We start from the raw sequence: 17,982 nt of genomic DNA on the forward strand, positions 1-17,982 counted from the left end.
GTTTGCCTCTGCATCCCCTTCTTGGCTACCGACGCAAAAACTGGCGTGGATTCAAGCCTGCAGCCCACACCGCACCCAGGTACACCAGCACCGCACCCACCAGTGTCGCTGCCAGCAATACGATGCGTTTGAAACTTTCACTTCGCAACGCGATCCAGTCCACACTGTTGGCTGCCCACAGCAGGTAAACCACCAGCAGCGCACTGCCAGCCAGCACCTGCAACAAAAACCGTCCCCAACCGGGCTCCGGCTTAAAGGTACCGCGGCGGATCAAGCCCGTCAACAGCAGCCCCGCATTGAGCATAGCCGCAAGACCAATGGAAAGGGACAAGCCTGCAACGTGGTACAGAGGCACCAAAACCACATTCATGACCTGGGTGAGCACCAGAATGGCCACGGCGATACGTACCGGCGTCTTGATGTCCTGGCTGGCGTAGTAGCCTGGCGCCAGCACCTTGATGGCCACCAGTCCCAGCAGGCCCGCGGCGTAACCCATCAGCGCCAGGGTTGTCTGTTGCACGTCATCCGCGGTAAAGGCGCCGTAGTGGTACAAGACCGCCACCAGCGGCTTGGCAAAAATCAGCAACCCGATGGCCGAGGGAACCGACAACACCACCACGATGCGCAGCCCCCAATCCAGAAAGGCGGAATAGCGCTGCATGTCACCGGATGCCCTGGCTGCAGCCAATTGAGGCATCAGCACTACCCCCAGAGCCACGCCCAACATGGCCGTGGGGAACTCCATCAACCGGTCCGCATAGGTCAGCCAGCTCACGCTGCCAGTAGGCAAGTGTGAAGCGATCTGGGTGTTGATGAGCAGGGAAATCTGCGCCACGCTGACACCCAGCAAGGCAGGCATCATCAGTTTGCCAATGCGCCGGGTACCGGGATCGGCTATGGAGACCTTCACGCTTTGCCAAGTCAAGCCAATGCGCGGCAGCAGGTTGAGCCTGTGCAGCGCCGGGATCTGTACCGCCAATTGCAGCACGCCCCCGATCATGACGCCAACGCCCATGGCGTAAATCGGTTCGATTCCCTTGGTCTTGAACCAAGGAGCCAGCCACCAGGCGGCGGAAATCATGGAGAAATTGAGCAACACCGGCGTTGCCGCTGAGACGGCAAAGCGCTTCCAGGTATTGAGCACGCCGGAAGACAGCGCCACCAGCGACATGAACCCGATGTAGGGGAACATGAAGCGGGTCATGAATACCGCCGTGTCGTATCCATGCGCGTTTTGCTGCAAGCCGCTGGCCATCAGCCACACCAGCACCGGAGCCGCCAGAACGCCCAGCACACAAGTCAGCAGCAGCGTCCAGGCCAGCAAGGTCGCCACATGGTTGATCAGCAGCCTTGTTGCGTCATCCCCGTGCTGGGCCTTGCTGGCAGCCAGCACCGGCACAAAGGCCTGGCTGAAGGCGCCTTCGGCGAACAGGCGGCGAAACAGGTTGGGGATGCGGAACGCCACGTTGAAGGCGTCGGTCATGGCGCTGGCACCGAAAGTGGATGCCACCAACAGTTCGCGAACCAGGCCGGTTATGCGGGATGCCAGCGTCAGCAGGGATACGGTAGATGCAGATTTGATTAGGCTCACCGGGCCGAGTGTAGCGCCCATGCCCCTTTAGCCGGTTTGCCTGGGTTGTAACTGGGTGGTACAATCGCGGGCTTTGCTGACAACATCCTCAGACACAAGGAATTACTTATATGGCATCTGGAAAACCCAAGAAAAAGAACCCGCGCCTGGCGTCGGGCCGTAAGCGCGTCCGTCAGGACGTCAAGATCAACGCAGCGAACACCTCCCTGCGTTCCAAATACCGCACCGCGGTAAAGAATGTGGAAAAGGCAGTTCTGGCTGGTGACAAGACCAAGGCCGGTGAACTGTTTGCCAAGATGCAAGCCGTGGTGGACACCGTGGCCGACAAGGGCATCTTCCACAAGAACAAGGCAGCTCGCGACAAGAGCCGTCTGGCTACCAAGGTGAAAGCCTTGGCACTCGCCGCCTAATCACTTAGGCATTCGCACGGACCCTTCTGGGGTCTGCCGTTTGTAACGGGTGCGCTGTCAGCGAAGCAAAAAAGCAAAAAGCCGCTCCTCGGAGCGGCTTTTTTGTGGGCGACCGGTTGACGCCGGAAATTTGCCGCCGGGCCGCCCCAAGGCAAATGCGGCCCCCTTTGGGGGGCAGGAAGCCACACGCAGTGGGCGAGCGTGGGGGCTATTTCCTTTCGGGAGGCTCTGGACGGGTTTCGCTCACCTGCAGATCATTGTCACGGGCGAAGTGCACGCAAAAGTCCCAGGCCATCACGTTGTGGTCGCGCAGCTCGCTGTGCACGATGACGCATTTGGTGTTGCCAATCGAGGTGGGAACGCACCAGGGGGAATAAGCGATATGGCTACCGGGCCGCGCTCCACCGGGTCGGAACTGACTCATCACCCCGGCCAGACGCTCAGCCCAGTCGCTGGGTCTGAAGGTCTTGCCCTGGTTGGTCACACCCAGGATGTAGAGTTTTTTGGCGGAAGAGGAATCCATATCGGTAATGAAGCGCTGGCGCTTGTACGTGAGCACACAGGTGTTGCAGCGCACAAGAATTCTACCCTTTCATCTGTCACACCTCTGACAACAGCCAGGTAAAAAATAGGCACCGTGATGGTGCCCTGTGTTGCCGTGAAGGTGACGTGCATATGCGCCTAAAATCAGCGTTCAACGGCCCAACCTGCGTTGGGCCGAAGTTTTTTCTACCAGTCCGGAGTGAAAGCATGTCTAGCGAAAAGTCCCCGTCCGTTCCCAGTTCACCGCACGTGATGAACACCTATGGCCGCCTGCCTGTTGCCCTGTCGCATGGCCAGGGCTGCCGCGTCTGGGACACCCAAGGGCGAGAGTACCTGGACGGCCTGGGCGGCATTGCGGTCAACACCGTGGGACACAACCACCCCAAGCTGGTGGCTGCGTTGCAGGATCAGGTGACCAAGCTGATCCACACTTCCAACTACTATCACATCCCCTTGCAAGAGCAGTTGGCCGAGTTGCTGGTAGAGCGCTCCGGCATGACCAATGTGTTCTTCTGCTCCACCGGCCTGGAAGCCAATGAAGCCGCGCTCAAGCTGGCGCGCAAGTTCGGCCACGACAAAGGCATTGAACGCCCCGAAATCGTGGTTTACGAAAAAGCCTTCCATGGCCGCTCCATTGCCACATTGAGCGCTACCGGCAACCCCAAGGTGCAGGCGGGCTTTGGGCCGCTGGTCGAAGGTTTCATCCGCGTGCCGGTCAACAGCATCGAAGCACTCAAGGCTGCGACCGCCGGCAACCCCAACGTCGTGGCCGTGTTCATGGAAGCCATTCAGGGTGAAGGCGGCGTCAATCCCATGCATATGGACTACCTGCGTGATGTGCGCGCACTGTGCGACGCCAACGACTGGCTGCTGATGATTGACGAAGTGCAGTGCGGCATGGGCCGCACCGGCAAATGGTTTGCGCACCAATGGGCGGGCATCAAGCCCGATGTCATGCCGCTGGCCAAGGGCCTGGGTTCGGGCGTTCCGGTGGGCGCCGTGGTGGTGGGCCCCAGGGCCGCCACCATCTTCCAGCCAGGCAACCACGGCAGCACCTTTGGTGGCAACCCATTGGCCATGCGCGCCGGGGTGGAAACCATTCGCATCATGGAAGAAGAAGGTTTGCTGGCCAATGCCGAACGTGTGGGCGCGCACCTCAAGGCGGCGCTGCAAAAAGGTCTGGCGGCCGAGCTGGCCAGCGGTGCGGTACGTGAAGTGCGCGGCCAGGGCCTGATGCTGGGCGTCGACCTATCCAAGCCCTGCGGCCCTCTGACCCAACGCGCTCTGGAAGCCGGCCTGCTGATCAGCGTCACGGCCGACAGCGTGGTGCGACTGGTGCCCTCACTCATTCTGAGCACGGTCGAGGCGGATGAAATTGCCGCCATCCTTTGCCCGCTGATTGCAGCCTTTCTGAAAGAAGAAGCATGAGCACACACAAGCCCGTGGTACCCAGCACCTTGCCGCAAGGTGCACCACCCGTACGGCACTACCTGCAGTTCACCGACTTCACGACCGAAGAAACCTTGTACCTGCTGGAGCGTGCCGCATTCATCAAGGCCAAGTTCAAGACCTTCCAGCGGCACCAGCCCCTGGTGGACCGCACCCTGGCCATGATTTTCGAGAAGGCCTCCACCCGCACCCGCGTGAGCTTCGAGGCGGGCATGTACCAGCTCGGCGGCAGCGTGGTGCACCTGACCACCGGCGACAGCCAACTGGGCCGCTCCGAGCCCATCGAAGACAGCGCCAAGGTCATCAGCCGCATGACCGACATCGTGATGATCCGCACCTTTGAACAAAGCAAGCTCGAGCGCTTTGCAGCGCACTCGCGCGTGCCGGTCATCAACGGTCTCACCAACGAGTTCCACCCCTGCCAGATCCTGGCGGACATCTTCACTTACATCGAGCACCGTGGCCCGATTGCCGGCAAGACGGTGGCCTGGGTGGGCGACGGAAACAACATGGCCAACACCTGGCTCCAAGCCGCTGCCCTGCTGGGCTTCCATTTGCGCGTAAGCACGCCCAGCGGCTACGAGGTCAATGAAATCACCGCCGCCGCCCCTGCCTCCATGGGCTCGGGCAGCTACAAGACCTACAGCGACCCGATGGAAGCCTGTGCCGGAGCCAACCTGGTCACCACCGATGTCTGGACCAGCATGGGCTATGAGGCGGAGAACGAAGTGCGCCGCAAGGCCTTTGCAGCCTGGTGTGTGGATCGCAAGATGATGTCGGTGGCTGCACCCGACGCGCTCTTCATGCACTGCCTGCCCGCCCACCGCGGCGAAGAGGTGGAAGCCGAAGTCATCGATGGCCCGCAAAGCGTGGTCTGGGACGAGGCCGAAAACCGCATGCATGTGCAGAAGGCCCTGATGGAATACCTGCTGTTGGGCAAACTCTAGGAGACGGGCGATGATTGACCACATGACCTTTCGCGTGAGCGATATCGCCAGGACCAAAGCCTTCTACACGCCCGCGTTGGCCACACTGGGCTACGCCCTGGTGGTGGAAGCCAACTACGGCGGCAGCAATATGCTGGGCTATGGCACGCCCGACGCCAACACACCGCATGGGCACCGGGTCGATACCTGGTTTGCCGACGGCCCCTCCCCTTACGGCGGTCACCCCGTCACCACCGGCTGCCATCTGTGCTGGTCTGCGCCCAACCGCGCAGCGGTCAATGCCTTCTACCAGGCAGCCATGGCCAACGGCGGGCGTGACAACGGCGCACCGGGACTGCGGCTGGACTATCACCCCAATTACTACGGCGCCTTTGTCATCGATCCGGACGGCAACAACATCGAAGCCGTCTGCCACTCACCTGCATGAGCGCCTGCACCACCTGCGGAGCCTGCTGCGCCAGTTTCCGGGTGGATTTTTCCGTGTACGAACGTGAGGACATGGGCGGCAGCGTGCCCGAAGGCCTGGCGGTGGAGGTCACCGCCAGCTTGGCGCGCATGCGCGGCACCGATCATTCTCCCCCGCGCTGCGCCGCACTCAGTGGCAAGGTGGGCGAAAAAGCCCTGTGCGGCATCTACGAATGGCGCCCCTCGCCCTGCCGCGAATTCGAGGAAGGCAGTGAGGCCTGCCAGCGCGCACGGCGCATGCGCGGCCTGCCTCCCTTGACTGATTTACTTTAGTTCTAAACTATTTTTGTAAGGTGTTGGAAATTACCGACACCACACCAATTTCGCTGGTGTTACCTTCGCTACGCGTCAACCAACCACCCGAAGAGAAGCACCATGATGACTCTGCAAGACTGCCAGCAGCGCGATGCTGCGGACCCACTGCGCTCCCTGCGCGACCTGTTTTCCATCCCACCCGGCGTGATCTACCTGGACGGCAATTCGCTGGGAGCCATGCCCAAAACCGCCGCGGCACGTGCCGCCCAGGTGGTGACCCATGAATGGGGACACGACCTGATCCGCTCCTGGAACACCGCCGGCTGGTTCACCCTGCCCCAGCGCCTGGGCAACATGATTGCCCCGCTGATAGGCGCCGGCCCCGACCAAGTGGTGGCCACCGACACCACCTCCATCAACCTGTACAAGGTGCTGTCCGCCGCGGTATCCATCGCCAAACAGGATGCACCGCAACGCCGCGTCATCGTGAGCGAGCGCAGCAACTTCCCCACCGACCTCTACATTGCCGAAGGCCTTTGCAAGGCCCAAGGCTTTACCCTCAAGCTGGTGGAGCCGGAGGAAATTGCCGCATCGCTCACCAGCGATCTGGCCGTGCTCATGCTCACCCATGTGAACTACCGCACCGGCGCCATGCACGACATGGCCGCCGTCACTGCCACAGCCCATGCTGCGGGCGCGCTGGTGATCTGGGACCTGGCCCACAGCGCAGGCGCAGTGCCGGTGGACCTGCTGGGTGCGGGTGCGGATTTTGCCGTGGGTTGCGGCTACAAATACCTCAATGGTGGCCCCGGCGCTCCGGCCTTTCTCTGGGTCAACCCGAAACACGCCGACCGATTCTGGCAACCCTTGTCCGGCTGGTGGGGCCACGCCGCACCCTTTGCCTTCACACCGGACTACCAGCCCGCACCCGGCGTCACCCGCTACCTGTGCGGCACGCAGCCCATGGTCAGCCTCTCACTGCTGGAATGCGGCCTGGACAGTTTCAAGGCGGCCGAAGCATTGGGCGGCATGGCAGCATTGCGCACCAAATCACTGGCACTGACCGACCTCTTCATAGAACTGGTGGAGCAGCGCTGCCAGGGTTTCGGCCTGGGGTTGGCCACTCCCCGCGCCCACGCACAACGGGGCTCACAAGTCTGCCTCACGCGTGAGCATGCACCGGGCGGCTCCGGCGCATTTGCCATCGTGCAGGCCCTGATTGCCAGGGGCGTGATTGGCGACTTCCGCGCTGGTGACGGAGCGGCCTACAAGGACATCCTGCGCTTTGGCTTCACCCCGCTCTACATCGGCTTTGAAGATGTATGGAATGCGGTCGAACACCTGCGCCAAGTGCTGGAAACCGGTGAATGGCAAAAGCCTGCGTTCAACCAGAAACATGCGGTGACCTGACCATGACCAACATACCTTCCGGTTGCCCCATGCACGGTGCGTCTGGTCAGGATGGCGCGCACCGTACCGAACAGATCGTTGCCGAGGAAAAAGCCCAGCTCGACTTCAGCAACAACATGAGCTATGGCGATTACCTGCACATCGACACCATCCTGAATGCGCAACATCCGCTCTCGCCCGCGCACGACGAAATGCTCTTCATCGTGCAGCACCAGACCAGCGAGCTGTGGATGAAGCTCATGCTGCACGAGCTGCACGGCGCCGTGCGCAACATTGCCAGCGACCAGATGGCGCCGGCGTTCAAGATGCTGGCGCGCGTCTCCAAGATCATGGAGCAACTGGTGCACGCCTGGGATGTGCTGGCCACCATGACGCCGCCCGAGTATTCCGCCATTCGCCCCTACCTGGGCCAGAGCAGCGGCTTTCAGAGCTACCAGTACCGCTGCATCGAGTTCGCCATGGGCAACAAGAATGCCGCCATGCTCAAACCCCATGCACACAGCGCAGAACGCCTGGCCACGGTGCAGGCGGCCTTTGAAGCACCATCGCTGTACGACGAAGCCCTCAAGCTACTGGCGCGCCGTGGCATTGCCGTGCCACAGAGCCACCTGGAACGCGATTGGACGCAGCCCTACAGCGCCAGCCCCGAGGTAGAACAAGCCTGGCTGCAGGTCTATCGCCAACCCGAGAAGTATTGGGATCTGTACCAGCTGGGCGAGGAACTCACCGACTTGGAAGACGCATTCCGCCTCTGGCGCTTCCGCCATGTGACCACGGTGGAACGCGTCATTGGTTTCAAACGCGGCTCCGGCGGCACGGGGGGCGTAAGCTACCTGCGCAAGATGCTGGACGTGGTGCTGTTCCCGGAAATCTGGACCTTGCGCACGGCCCTGTAGATCGTCTGGGGCCGCACCCTTCAGGCGTGCAAGGCGCCCAGAAACTGCTTGAGTTCCGGCGTCTGGGGATTGGCAAACAGTTCTTCAGGCTTGCCCATTTCATGCACCAGCCCCTGGTGCATGAAGATGACGCGGTCCGCTACTTTGCGGGCGAAGTTCATCTCATGGGTCACCATCAGCAACGTCATGCCTTCGTCGGCCAGGCTCTCCACCACGCGCAGCACCTCGCCCACCAGCTCAGGGTCCAGCGCGCTGGTGATTTCGTCACACAGCAGCACGGCCGGCTCCATGGCCAGGGCGCGGGCAATGGCCACACGCTGCTGTTGCCCGCCGGAGAGCTGATCGCCATAGGCGTCAAACTTTTCGGCCAGGCCCACACGCTGCAGCAGCTTGCGCGCTTGCGCCTCGTTGGCTCCGGCGTCCTTGTGCTTGACCAGGCCGGGCGCCAGCATGATGTTCTTGCCCACCGTCAGATGCGGGAACAAATTGAAGCTCTGGAACACCATGCCCACGTGCTGGCGCAGCTCGCGCATGGCTGCAGCGTTGTGGTGCAGCAAGGGCTTGCCGTCCACGCTCAGGGTGCCGCTCTGGAAATCTTCCAGGCCATTGATACAGCGCAGCAGCGTGCTCTTGCCCGAGCCGCTCTTGCCGATGATGGCAATGACTTCGCCCTTGGTGACCTGCAGGTCTATGCCCTTGAGCACCTCGTTGGCGCCGTAGGACTTGCGCAGGCCGGCAATTTCAACGATGGACATGAATCTTCCTCTCCAGGTGCTTGGCGTACAGGCTGACGGGATAGCACAGTACGAAGTACATCAGCGCCACACAGCTAAAAACAAGAAACGGACTGAACGTGGCATTGGCAATGGTCTTGCCCACCTTGGTCAGCTCCATGAAACCGATGACAGATGCCAGGGCCGTGCCCTTGATGACCTGCACCAGAAAACCCACCGTGGGCGGCACCGCAATCTTGAGCGCCTGCGGCAGGACGATGTAGCGCATCTGCTCGTAAAAATTCAGTGCCAGGCTGGCCGACGCCTCCCACTGCCCCTTGGGGATGGCAGCGATGCAGCCACGCCATATCTCGCACAGAAAGGCACTGGTGTAGAGCGTGAGCCCCATGCCAGCCGCCACCCAGGGTGAGGTGTTGATGCCAAACAGACCCAGACCGTAGTAGGCCAGGAACAATTGCACCAACAAGGGCACACCCTGAAAGATTTGCACATAGGTGGCCACGAGGTTGTTCACCACAGACCAGCGGCTCTGGCGCAACAACACCAGCAACATGCCCACCACGCCACCGCCGATGAAGGCAATCAACGAGAGGCCCACAGTCCAGCGCACGGCCAGCAGCAGGTTGCGCAGGATGTCCCACAGTGAAAACTCAACCATGGCCTACCTCCTGCCAAACAGAAACTTGGCCCCGGCCCAATTGAGCACATGGCGCATCAACACAGACAACGCAAGGTAGATGGTGCCCACCACGATGAAGGCCTCAAAGGAGCGGAAGTTGCGGCTCTGGATCAGGTCGGCCGCGTAGCTCAGCTCTTGTGTGGAGATTTGCCCGCACACCGAAGAGCCCAGCATCACAATGATGATCTGGCTCACCAGGCTGGGCCAGATCTTCTTGAGCGCAGGTGGCAACACCACCCACACAAAAGTCTGCCTGCCGGACAGCGCCAGGCTTTGTGCAGCCTCGATCTGTCCCTTGGGTGTGGCCTCCAGCCCGGCACGGATGATCTCGGTGGCATACGCACCCAGGTTCACTACCATGGCAATAAAAGAGGCCGTCTCGGCCGATAGTTTGAATCCCGCAGCCGGCAAACCGAAGAAGATGAAGAACAGCTGCACGATGAACGGCGTGTTGCGAATCAACTCCACATAGGCCCCCACCGGCGCCTTGAGCCAGGCCGGTGCCAGCGCGGCACCAAAGCCACGCGCACGCACCCACGCGCAACCTATGCCCAGCAGCGTGCCCACGATCACCGAGGCAATCGTGAGCGCCAGCGTCCAGGCCACGCCGGTCAGCAGCAGCGGCCACTCCGAGAGTACTGCCGCGAAGTCAAGTTGTATGTTCATCGCCACCGCGTCCCGTAGCCGGGATCAGAGTGGCAAGTCGCCAGCGGGACGACCCAGCCACTTCTTGGACAGCGCATCCAGTTCACCCGACTTCTTGGCCTCGGCCAGGATCTCGTTGACCTTGGCCTTGAGCTTGTCTTCGCCCTTGGCCACACCGATGAAGTTGGGGCTCTCCTTGATCAGCAGCTTGTACTCGGCGCCCAGTTGCGGGTTCTTGGTCATCATGTTGGCCGCAACCGACGCACCCAACGCCACAAACTGCACCTGACCGGATGCAAACGCAGCCACGGTGGCATTCATGTCTTCAAAACGCTTGATGTCTGTGCCGGAAGGTGCGAGCTTGGTGAGTTCCTGGTCTTCCATGGCGCCGCGGGTTGCACCCACCGTCTTGCCAGCCAGATCGGCAAAGCTCTTGACGCTCGCGCTCTTGGGACCGAACACGGCCTGAAAAAACGGCGAGTAGGCCGAAGTGAAGTCGATCACTTTCTCACGTTCCGGGTTCTTGCCCAGGGTGGCAATCACCAGCTCCGCCTTCTTGGTCTGCAGTGCCGGAATGCGGCTGGCGCTCACCACCGTCACCAATTCGACGGACACACCCAGCTTCTTGCCGATGTAGTTGGCCATGTCGATGTCCAAGCCCATGGGCTTGAGGTCGGTGCCCACAAAGCCATAGGGCGCGGAGTCGGTCTGCACGGCGACCTTGAGCACCTTGGACTTCAGGATGTCATCCAGTGCGGTTTGAGCCTGTGCTGCAGAAGCTGCAAAAAGGCCGGTCGCGACCATGGCAAGCAGGAAGTGGCGCTTGTTGCTTTGAACCAATTTCATAAGAGTGACCTTAAATAGGTAGAAGAATCGTCAGAGGGTTTGGATGCCGATCTTGTATGCAAGGGTTGTGCCACAGATTCCATGGAACCATCGCCACCGCCCTCCTTCAAAGGCTTGAGCGCCTTGCGCAGCTCGGCCAGCGGATCCCCGCCCGGGGGCTGCAGCTTGAGCGCGTCCTGCACATTGCCAATATGGCGCTGCATGATCTGCTCCGCTTTGGCCCATTCGCCCCGTTCCAGTGCAGCCACGATTTCCGCATGCTCGGCGCAGGAGTGCGCGGCGTCGTGGGAAGACTGGTAGAGCATGGCAATCAGGGTAGTGCGCGCCGTGAAGTCACGCAGCGTGTCCGCCAACAGGGTGTTGCCCAGGCATTCGGCCAGGCACACATGGAAGTCCCCCAGCAGAAAGCTGCGCAAGCCCACGTCATCCCCCTTGATGGCGGCCTTCTCCTTGGCAAGGTGGCTCTTGAGCAGCTTGATGGCCGGCTTGCTCACCGAAGTGGTGCATCGGATCAGGCCCATCTCGATCACCCGCCTTGCCTCGAAAGCTTCGCGAGCCTCATCCAGCGAGGGCTCGATCAGGTACCAGCCACGTCGGCTGCTGACGGTGACGATGCCGCGTGCGGCCAGACGCGTCAGCGCCTCGCGCACGATGGTACGGCTGCAATCAAACAGCATGGCCAGTTGCTGCTCGCCCAGGCGCGCGCCCGGTGCGAGTTTCTGGGCCATCACGGCCTCGATGATGCGATCACTGATTTCGGTTGCACTTGTCATGGCACCAATTCATGCAATTCGCATGCCACTGGTATACAAGTTGGTGCATTCAGCCTGTCATAGCATCGGAAACAGTGCATCCTCCATGGGCGCGCCATCGGGCAGGCGCTCATCCAGGCCCGGAAACGGCGGCGAGGTGCGCCAGGGCCGCAGCGCATGGCGGGCGTCGTCACCCAGATAGCGCGCCGAAAACACCCGCCGCCTATGCGTCGGGCTGACACCGCCGCTGGCATGCAGGGTCAGCATGTGAAACGCCACCGCATCACCCGGCTCCAGATCCCAGGCAAGCTGGCGGTAGCGGTCCGGCTCGGCGTCAATGGCGGGCAACTCGGCCAGCGTGCCATCCGGGAACCACTTGGCCTGGTTGTCACGGAAGGTGCGCGGCATGTACCAGGTACCAGCATGGGAACCGGAGACAAAGCGCAGCGTGCTCTCCAGCGGCACCGGGTCCACCGGAATCCAGAAGCTCACGTTCTGCCGCCCGCTGACGTTGTAGTAGGGCTGGTCCTGGTGCCAGGGCGTGGGCTGGCGTGTGCCCGGTTCCTTCACCAGCAGGTGGTCGTGGTAGATGCGCACGCTGCTGCTCTGCGTCAGCGCCCTGGCCACTTCCGGCAAGGCGGAACGGCGCATGATCTGCTCGTAGGCAGCATTGCTTTGCCAGGTGCAGAAGTCCTCGATGAAGCGGCCTGGGTCGTCGGCCTTGCTGGCCACCTGCGCCAACGGACTGAGGTGTTGCAGGTTGTGTTCAATGCCTTGCGTCAGCAGCGTGACCTGCTGCGGCGACAGAACGCCGCGCAGCACCACGGCGCCATTGCGCTGGTAATCCTCAACTGTGGAATCTGGAAGCTGGTAGAGGTGGGTCATGCCGCTATTTCACCGCAAAACGCGGTGGATAGGGCCGACAGCATGCCAACAACGCTGGCTGACTCAGGACGGCAAGGCAGTCAGCGCGGTGAGGTAAAGGAGGAGCCCGCAGGGCGGGGGACACGAACGGCGCTGACTGCCTTGCCGTCCTGAGTCCTTACGGAATACTCCAAAGATCAGCTGCTGTAAAAGACGAAGCGTGCAATGCGTTTTTGTATGAACCAGCTTCCCTGCGTATCGCGTTGCAACTGGTCATGCATCTCGCCCACCTGCTGCATGGCGTCTGCCGGACGTCCTTTGGCGCTGGCTTCTGCGCTCCGGCGCCCGCTCCAGAGCAGCACCTTGCAATGCGACTCCGCGGTTCCTACAGCCAGGTCCACGGTGACCCGGTGGTTGCAGATCAGGTGCTGGGTCAGCCGATCCGGGTCGCGCGACGCATAGACCTGGGCGATGGCCATACGGCCCTGCAGATGGCTGCCGTCCGGTCGCACCAGTACGCCATCCGGCGCAAACAGGGCAGCAAAGGCTTGCGCATCACCGTCGTCCACGGCTTCGGCGGCACGCAGCACCACATCGCGGCATTGCGCTTGGGCTGCCAGTTCTTCGGGCGAGGTCATGCTCCGCCCTCCCCGCGTTGCAGATAGTCGGACAAGCGCTGTGCAACCGCCACGGGCCGCTCCATCGGTGCCATATGCCCGGCATGTTCCACCACCGCCAGCAATGCATCGGGCAGCAGCGCCTGCATGGCGGCATGCTGGGTCGGGGGTGACCATTCATCCTGGGCGCCGCACAGGAGCAACGTCGGCTTGTTCCAGGCACTCAGCACAGGCGATGCATCGGGGCGCGCCAACAGGGCCGCAATCTGGCTGGCAAAGATGTCCGCCGTCTTGCGCGCAAACATGGCCAGCACACTCTCCAGCAGCGCAGAGTCCTGTAGCCGCGCCGGATGCACCATGCCCTGCACCCAGGTCTGCGCCATGGCGCGCACGCCTTCGGTTTTGGCAATTTGCAACAAGGCATGGCGTTTTTGTGCCTCCTGCTCGCCCGCAGCACCAGCGGGCCGTGCCAGGTAGCCGGTATCCATCAGCGCCAGGTGGGTGACGCGGTGCGGCGCCTTGCGCACCACTTCCAATGCCACCCGGCCGCCCATGGAGTGGCCCGCCAGCGCAAAGCGTTCGCTGGGCACCTGCTGCAGTACGCGGTCTGCCATGGCGCCCAGGTCATCCAGATCGCCATAGTCGGGCACCCAGGGGGAAACGGTCCGCCCCAGATGGGGATAGAGCGGCGACCACACGGCTGCATCGCACATCAGGCCAGGCAGCATGGCCAAAGTCATTTTGGCCATGGTTTACTTCGCCGCCTTGCCCGGGTCTTTCACCGCGGTGAAGGTCTGCACTTCGCTGTTCCAGAGCTTGCCGTCGATTCTTTCCACCTTGCGCACATAGATGTTGTGCACCACATCGCGGGTCTGCGCGTCGATGCTGACCGGGCCGCGCGGGCTTTCGAAGGACTGGCCCTTCATGGCCTGCAGCAGCGCGTCGTTGCCTGCGCCCTTGCTGGCCTTGGCGGCTTCCACAATCACGTGCATGCCGTCATAGGCGCCCACCGCCATGAAATTGGGCCGCAACCCGTTGTTGGCCTTGCCAAAGGCTTCCACAAAGCGCTTGTTCAGCGGCGAGTTGTGCGCGGCCGAGTAATGGTGTGCCGTCACCACGCCGAGCGCAACTTCGCCCATGCCGTCCACAATGTCGTCGTCGGTGACGCTGCCTTCGGCGATGACGCGTATGCCGGTTTTGTCCATGCCGCGCTCGACAAACTGCTTCATCAGGGCCGCACCGACTCCGGCCGGCACAAAGGTGAACAGCGCATCGGGCTTGGCGTCGCGCACCTTCTGCAGGAAAGGTGCGAAGTCCGGGCTGCGCAAGGGCACGCGCAAGGCCTCGATGACCGTGCCGCCCTGCGCGGTGAAGCGCTGGTTGAAGAAGGTTTCAGAGTCCACGCCGGGCGCGTAATCGCTCACCAGGCTCACCACCTTCTTGATGTCGTTCTTGATGGCCCAGTCGGCCAGTATGGTCACCACCTGGGGCACGGTGAAGCTGGTGCGCACGATGTAGGGTGATGCTTCGGTCACGCTGGAGGTGGCTGCCGCCATCACCACCATGGGCGTCTTGGCCTGGGTGGCAATGGGCGCAGTCGCCATGGCCAGCGGTGTGAGGCCAAAGCCTGCCAGCACCTGCACCTTGTCATTGACGATGAGCTCCTGCGCCATGCGCTTGGTCACATCCGGCACCCCGGTGTCGTCCTTGACGATGAGCTGCACCTTTTTGCCGGCCACCGTATCGCCCTGCTGGCTGAGGTACAGGCGTGCGCCGGCTTCGAGCTGCTTGCCGGTGGAAGCAAAGGGGCCGGTGAGCGGCAGTATCAGGCCGATCTTGAACACCGCTTCCTGTGCGTGGGACAGGATCAGGCTGCACAGCAGGGAAGCGGCAGCGACGGATTGGAGCAGCAGACGTTTGCGCATGGTTGTCTCTTCAGATGGTTGTTATGGAATGCGCCGATTGTGGGAACACGCCCCCGAAGCGTCCAATGCAAAGCCCTGCTCTGCTATGCAAATCGCTTATGGAGCAACACGCTACAACGTCGCGGCCGCAGCGCGCAGGGCGTCCAGCAACTGCGCAGCGGCCGGTGTGGGCAGGTAGCCCGCGCGCAGCATCACCCCGATGCGGCGCGGCGTGTGCCGCACCAGCAGCGGCAGCTCCACCAGCTGCCCTTGCTCCAGCTCGCGCGCAACCTGGCGGGGCGACATCAGGGCCAGCCGGTCACCCTCGGCCAGAAAGGCCAACATCATCAAGGCACTGTTGACGTGCAATGCATCCGGCGGTGCTGGCATGCCGGCCGACTGGAGCATCTGCGCAAACGCGGCTGCAGCCGGGGTCTGGGGCATGGGCATGACCCATTGCGCCTGGGCAAGATGACGCCATTGCAAGGTGCGACGCTGTGCCAACGGATGGTCCCGTCGGGCCACCACGGACAGACGGTCTTCAAACAGCACTTCCTGCTGCACATCGGCGGCGGGGGACGTGGGACGCAAGGCGCCCACAATGCAATCGATCTGCGCACTGCGCAGCTGCTGCACCAAAGCGTCGAAGGTGCCGTCCACGATGGCGACCTGCACATCCGCCTGCACATCGAGCACGCGGCTGACCGCAGGCGCCAGCAGCATGGTGGTGGAGAACGGCAACGTGCCGATGACCAGGCGGCCCTGCAACCGCCCGTGCACTTGCGGCCACTCATCTTCGGCTTGGCGCAATTCGGCCAGTGCCAGCTGCACGGCCCGCAGCAGGTTTGCACCGGCCTCGTCCAGCCGCAGACCGCCGCGTGTGCGCACAAACAGCGTGCTGCCAGCCAGATGCTCCAACTGGCTCAAGGATTGGTGCACCGCCGACTGGCTCAAGCCCAGCGCCTGAGCCGCCTTGCCCTCGCTGCCAGACTGCTGCAGCGCCAACAGGGTCTGCACATGGCGCTGCGAAAGCCCCAGCGCCAGGGGGCTGTCCGTCCAAGAGATGGTGGAAGGGCGACGCTTGTGGCAATCGGCTGCTGCCAACAATTCCAGGGCACGCTGCGCCCGCAGCGCCAGCCGCTGGCCCAGCGCATTGGGCTGCATGCCGCGTCCGCTGCGCAGCAGCAGTGCGCCGCCCATGGCCAACTCCAGTTGCTGCACGGCGCGCGCCACCGATGACTGCGCCACATGCAACAGCGTGGCAGCCCGCTGGCTGCTGCCAGCCTGCACCACGGCAACCAGGGCGCGCAAGGGGCGGAGGTGGGGCAGCAATTCCATGCCGCGCACTATAGCCCCCCTGCCCTGGGCAGGTCAGATGGGACTCAGACCGGAACCCACAGCGTAGGCAAGCCCGTCAGGCCCCGCAGTACATGGGCCACCGAGCCATCGCGCACCAGCTGCGTCGCATGGGCGATGTCCGGCGCCAGATAGCGGTCCACGTTATGGGCAGGAATATCCTTGCGCAACAAGGCGTGCACGGCTTCCAGCGCATCCGAACTGCGCAGCGGGCGCAGGAATTCGATGCCCTGTGCAGCCGCCAGCAGCTCGATGCCAAGGATGTTGGCGGTGTTGCTGATCATGCCCTGCAGGCGGCGCGCTGCAAACGTGGCCATGGACACATGGTCTTCCTGGTTGGCGCTGGTGGGCAGGCTGTCCACACTGGCTGGATGGGCCATGGACTTGTTTTCGGAAGCCAGCGAAGCAGCCGTCACGTGCGCAATCATGAAGCCGCTGTTGAGGCCCGCGTCGGGTGTGAGGAAAGGCGGCAGGCGCGATACGCCGCTGTCGATCAGCATGGCAATGCGCCGCTCGGCGATGGCGCCCACTTCGGCAATGGCCAGCGCCATGCCATCGGCGGCCAGCGCCACCGGCTCGGCGTGGAAGTTACCGCCGCTGATCATCGCACCGTTGTCTGCGAAGACCAGCGGGTTGTCGGTGACCGCATTGGCCTCGATCAGCAGGATGCGCGCCGCATGGCGCATCTGGTCCAGGCAGGCGCCCACCACCTGCGGCTGGCAACGCAGGCAGTACGGGTCCTGCACGCGGTCATCGCCTTCGGCATGCGACTGGCGAATGGCGCTGCCCTGGAGCAGCGCACGGTAGTACTGCGCCACATCGATCTGGCCGGGCTGGCCACGCACCGCGTGGATGCGCGGATCGAACGGACCATCGCTGCCACGCGCCGCATCCAGCGTGAGTGCGCCGATGACCAGTGCCGCTTCCAGCACCGGCTCAAAACTCAGGAAGGCATGCAGTGCCAGCGCCGTGGAAGTCTGGGTGCCGTTGATGAGCGCCAGCCCTTCCTTGGCTTCCAGCGTCAGCGGGGTGATGCCCGCCTGCTGCAAGGCTTGCAGAGCCGGCACGCGCACGCCGTCTACCAGCATATCGCCCTCGCCCATCAGTGCCAGCGTCATATGCGACAAGGGCGCCAGGTCACCCGACGCACCCACCGAGCCCTGCGAAGGCACATAGGGCACCAGGCCTGCGTTGTGCACCGCCAGCAGGGTGTCGATCACCACCTCGCGGCAACCGGAGTAGCCACGCGCCAGGCTGGCCGCCTTGGTGGCCATCATCAGGCGCATGATGGGCGCAGCCAGCGGTTCGCCCACGCCCACGCTGTGGGAGCGGATCAGGTTGCGCTGCAGGGCGTCGAGCTGGTGCTTGTCGATACGCTTGTTGGCCAGCTTGCCGAAGCCGGTGTTGACGCCGTAGACCGGCGCGTCTCCATCGGCTGCAGCCTTGACCAAGGCATGCGCAGCGCGCACCACGCCGCGTGCCGCTTCCGGCAATTCCAGCTGGCAGACATCCGAGTGAATAGCCTGCAACTGCTCCAACGTGACGTGGCCGGGGTTCAGAATTATTTTGCTCATGTGATTCTCGAAAAATGTGGGTAGTTCAAGCAGAGATACCGTGGA

At 62.7% G+C, this 17,982-nt stretch carries 20 protein-coding genes; 7 read left to right on the forward strand and 13 right to left on the reverse strand.

All coding sequences use genetic code 11. The annotated features are described in order from the left end of the window. Positions 1-25 precede the first annotated feature (25 nt). Positions 26-1,612: a murein biosynthesis integral membrane protein MurJ gene (gene murJ / locus AAGF34_RS23155; RefSeq protein ID WP_342618061.1), complete on the reverse strand. Its 1,587-nt coding sequence runs from the start codon at positions 1,610-1,612 to the stop codon at positions 26-28. Between the two features lie 89 nt (positions 1,613-1,701). On the opposite strand from murJ, the gene rpsT reads away from it, so the two are divergent. After that, complete coding sequence (rpsT, locus tag AAGF34_RS23160; RefSeq protein WP_105261031.1) at positions 1,702-2,001, forward strand: 30S ribosomal protein S20; 300 nt, start codon at positions 1,702-1,704, stop codon at positions 1,999-2,001. Between the two features lie 208 nt (positions 2,002-2,209). Here the strand turns inward: rpsT and AAGF34_RS23165 are convergent, their stop codons facing one another. After that, positions 2,210-2,524 (reverse strand): DUF3579 domain-containing protein, encoded by a 315-nt coding sequence (locus tag AAGF34_RS23165; RefSeq protein ID WP_342621167.1) that lies wholly within the window; start codon positions 2,522-2,524, stop codon positions 2,210-2,212. Positions 2,525-2,751: 227 nt separating this feature from the next. On the opposite strand from AAGF34_RS23165, the gene AAGF34_RS23170 reads away from it, so the two are divergent. From AAGF34_RS23170 to kynA, 6 genes are all read left to right on the forward strand, one after another. Further along, positions 2,752-3,972 carry an aspartate aminotransferase family protein gene (locus tag AAGF34_RS23170; RefSeq protein ID WP_342618062.1) on the forward strand — a complete coding sequence of 407 codons (1,221 nt, stop codon included), beginning with the start codon at positions 2,752-2,754 and terminating at the stop codon, positions 3,970-3,972. Continuing rightward, positions 3,969-4,940, forward strand: coding sequence for an ornithine carbamoyltransferase (gene argF / locus AAGF34_RS23175; protein ID WP_342618063.1), 972 nt, complete (start codon positions 3,969-3,971; stop codon positions 4,938-4,940). The genes AAGF34_RS23170 and argF overlap by 4 nt, the downstream gene beginning before the upstream one ends. A 10-nt stretch (positions 4,941-4,950) precedes the next feature. Further along, positions 4,951-5,367 (forward strand): VOC family protein, encoded by a 417-nt coding sequence (locus AAGF34_RS23180; RefSeq protein WP_342618064.1) that lies wholly within the window; start codon positions 4,951-4,953, stop codon positions 5,365-5,367. Beyond that, a complete protein-coding gene (locus tag AAGF34_RS23185; RefSeq protein WP_342618065.1) occupies positions 5,364-5,678 on the forward strand; it encodes a YkgJ family cysteine cluster protein in 315 nt (104 codons plus the stop codon). The genes AAGF34_RS23180 and AAGF34_RS23185 overlap by 4 nt, the downstream gene beginning before the upstream one ends. A gap of 102 nt (positions 5,679-5,780) precedes the next feature. Continuing rightward, a complete protein-coding gene (gene kynU / locus AAGF34_RS23190) occupies positions 5,781-7,070 on the forward strand; it encodes a kynureninase (protein ID WP_342618066.1) in 1,290 nt (429 codons plus the stop codon). 29 nt (positions 7,071-7,099) lie between these two features. Further along, positions 7,100-7,966, forward strand: a complete 867-nt coding sequence (gene kynA, locus AAGF34_RS23195; protein ID WP_342621168.1) for a tryptophan 2,3-dioxygenase — start codon at positions 7,100-7,102, stop codon at positions 7,964-7,966. A gap of 20 nt (positions 7,967-7,986) precedes the next feature. On the opposite strand, the gene AAGF34_RS23200 is transcribed toward kynA, so the two are convergent. The 11 genes from AAGF34_RS23200 to hutH all read right to left on the reverse strand — a co-directional run bounded on the left by AAGF34_RS23200 (position 7,987) and on the right by hutH (position 17,937). Continuing rightward, positions 7,987-8,721, reverse strand: coding sequence for an amino acid ABC transporter ATP-binding protein (locus tag AAGF34_RS23200; protein ID WP_342618067.1), 735 nt, complete (start codon positions 8,719-8,721; stop codon positions 7,987-7,989). Beyond that, the gene (locus AAGF34_RS23205; RefSeq protein ID WP_342618068.1) at positions 8,708-9,358 is read right to left on the reverse strand and encodes an amino acid ABC transporter permease; all 651 of its coding nucleotides are present in this window, start codon (positions 9,356-9,358) and stop codon (positions 8,708-8,710) included. Before AAGF34_RS23205 ends, AAGF34_RS23200 begins: the two co-directional genes overlap by 14 nt. A 3-nt stretch (positions 9,359-9,361) precedes the next feature. Further along, entirely contained in the window at positions 9,362-10,045 is a 684-nt protein-coding gene (locus tag AAGF34_RS23210; RefSeq protein WP_342618069.1) for an amino acid ABC transporter permease, read from the reverse strand. 24 nt (positions 10,046-10,069) lie between these two features. After that, positions 10,070-10,870: a transporter substrate-binding domain-containing protein gene (locus tag AAGF34_RS23215; RefSeq protein ID WP_342618070.1), complete on the reverse strand. Its 801-nt coding sequence runs from the start codon at positions 10,868-10,870 to the stop codon at positions 10,070-10,072. Continuing rightward, on the reverse strand, positions 10,867-11,643 hold the full coding sequence (locus tag AAGF34_RS23220; protein ID WP_342618071.1) for a GntR family transcriptional regulator: 777 nt from the start codon (positions 11,641-11,643) through the stop codon (positions 10,867-10,869). Before AAGF34_RS23220 ends, AAGF34_RS23215 begins: the two co-directional genes overlap by 4 nt. A 57-nt stretch (positions 11,644-11,700) precedes the next feature. Then, a complete protein-coding gene (locus AAGF34_RS23225; protein ID WP_342618072.1) occupies positions 11,701-12,507 on the reverse strand; it encodes a phytanoyl-CoA dioxygenase family protein in 807 nt (268 codons plus the stop codon). A gap of 176 nt (positions 12,508-12,683) precedes the next feature. Continuing rightward, positions 12,684-13,124 (reverse strand): nuclear transport factor 2 family protein, encoded by a 441-nt coding sequence (locus AAGF34_RS23230; RefSeq protein WP_342618073.1) that lies wholly within the window; start codon positions 13,122-13,124, stop codon positions 12,684-12,686. Continuing rightward, positions 13,121-13,852 (reverse strand): alpha/beta hydrolase, encoded by a 732-nt coding sequence (locus AAGF34_RS23235; protein WP_342618074.1) that lies wholly within the window; start codon positions 13,850-13,852, stop codon positions 13,121-13,123. The genes AAGF34_RS23230 and AAGF34_RS23235 overlap by 4 nt, the downstream gene beginning before the upstream one ends. A gap of 3 nt (positions 13,853-13,855) precedes the next feature. Beyond that, positions 13,856-15,028, reverse strand: a complete 1,173-nt coding sequence (locus AAGF34_RS23240) for an ABC transporter substrate-binding protein (protein WP_342618075.1) — start codon at positions 15,026-15,028, stop codon at positions 13,856-13,858. A 111-nt stretch (positions 15,029-15,139) separates the two neighbouring features. Beyond that, positions 15,140-16,345 carry a LysR family transcriptional regulator gene (locus tag AAGF34_RS23245; RefSeq protein ID WP_342618076.1) on the reverse strand — a complete coding sequence of 402 codons (1,206 nt, stop codon included), beginning with the start codon at positions 16,343-16,345 and terminating at the stop codon, positions 15,140-15,142. A gap of 44 nt (positions 16,346-16,389) precedes the next feature. Further along, the gene (gene hutH / locus AAGF34_RS23250; RefSeq protein ID WP_342618077.1) at positions 16,390-17,937 is read right to left on the reverse strand and encodes a histidine ammonia-lyase; all 1,548 of its coding nucleotides are present in this window, start codon (positions 17,935-17,937) and stop codon (positions 16,390-16,392) included. Positions 17,938-17,982 lie beyond the last annotated feature (45 nt).

This window comes from Rhodoferax sp. GW822-FHT02A01, from assembly GCF_038784515.1.
GTDB lineage: Bacteria > Pseudomonadota > Gammaproteobacteria > Burkholderiales > Burkholderiaceae_C > Allorhodoferax.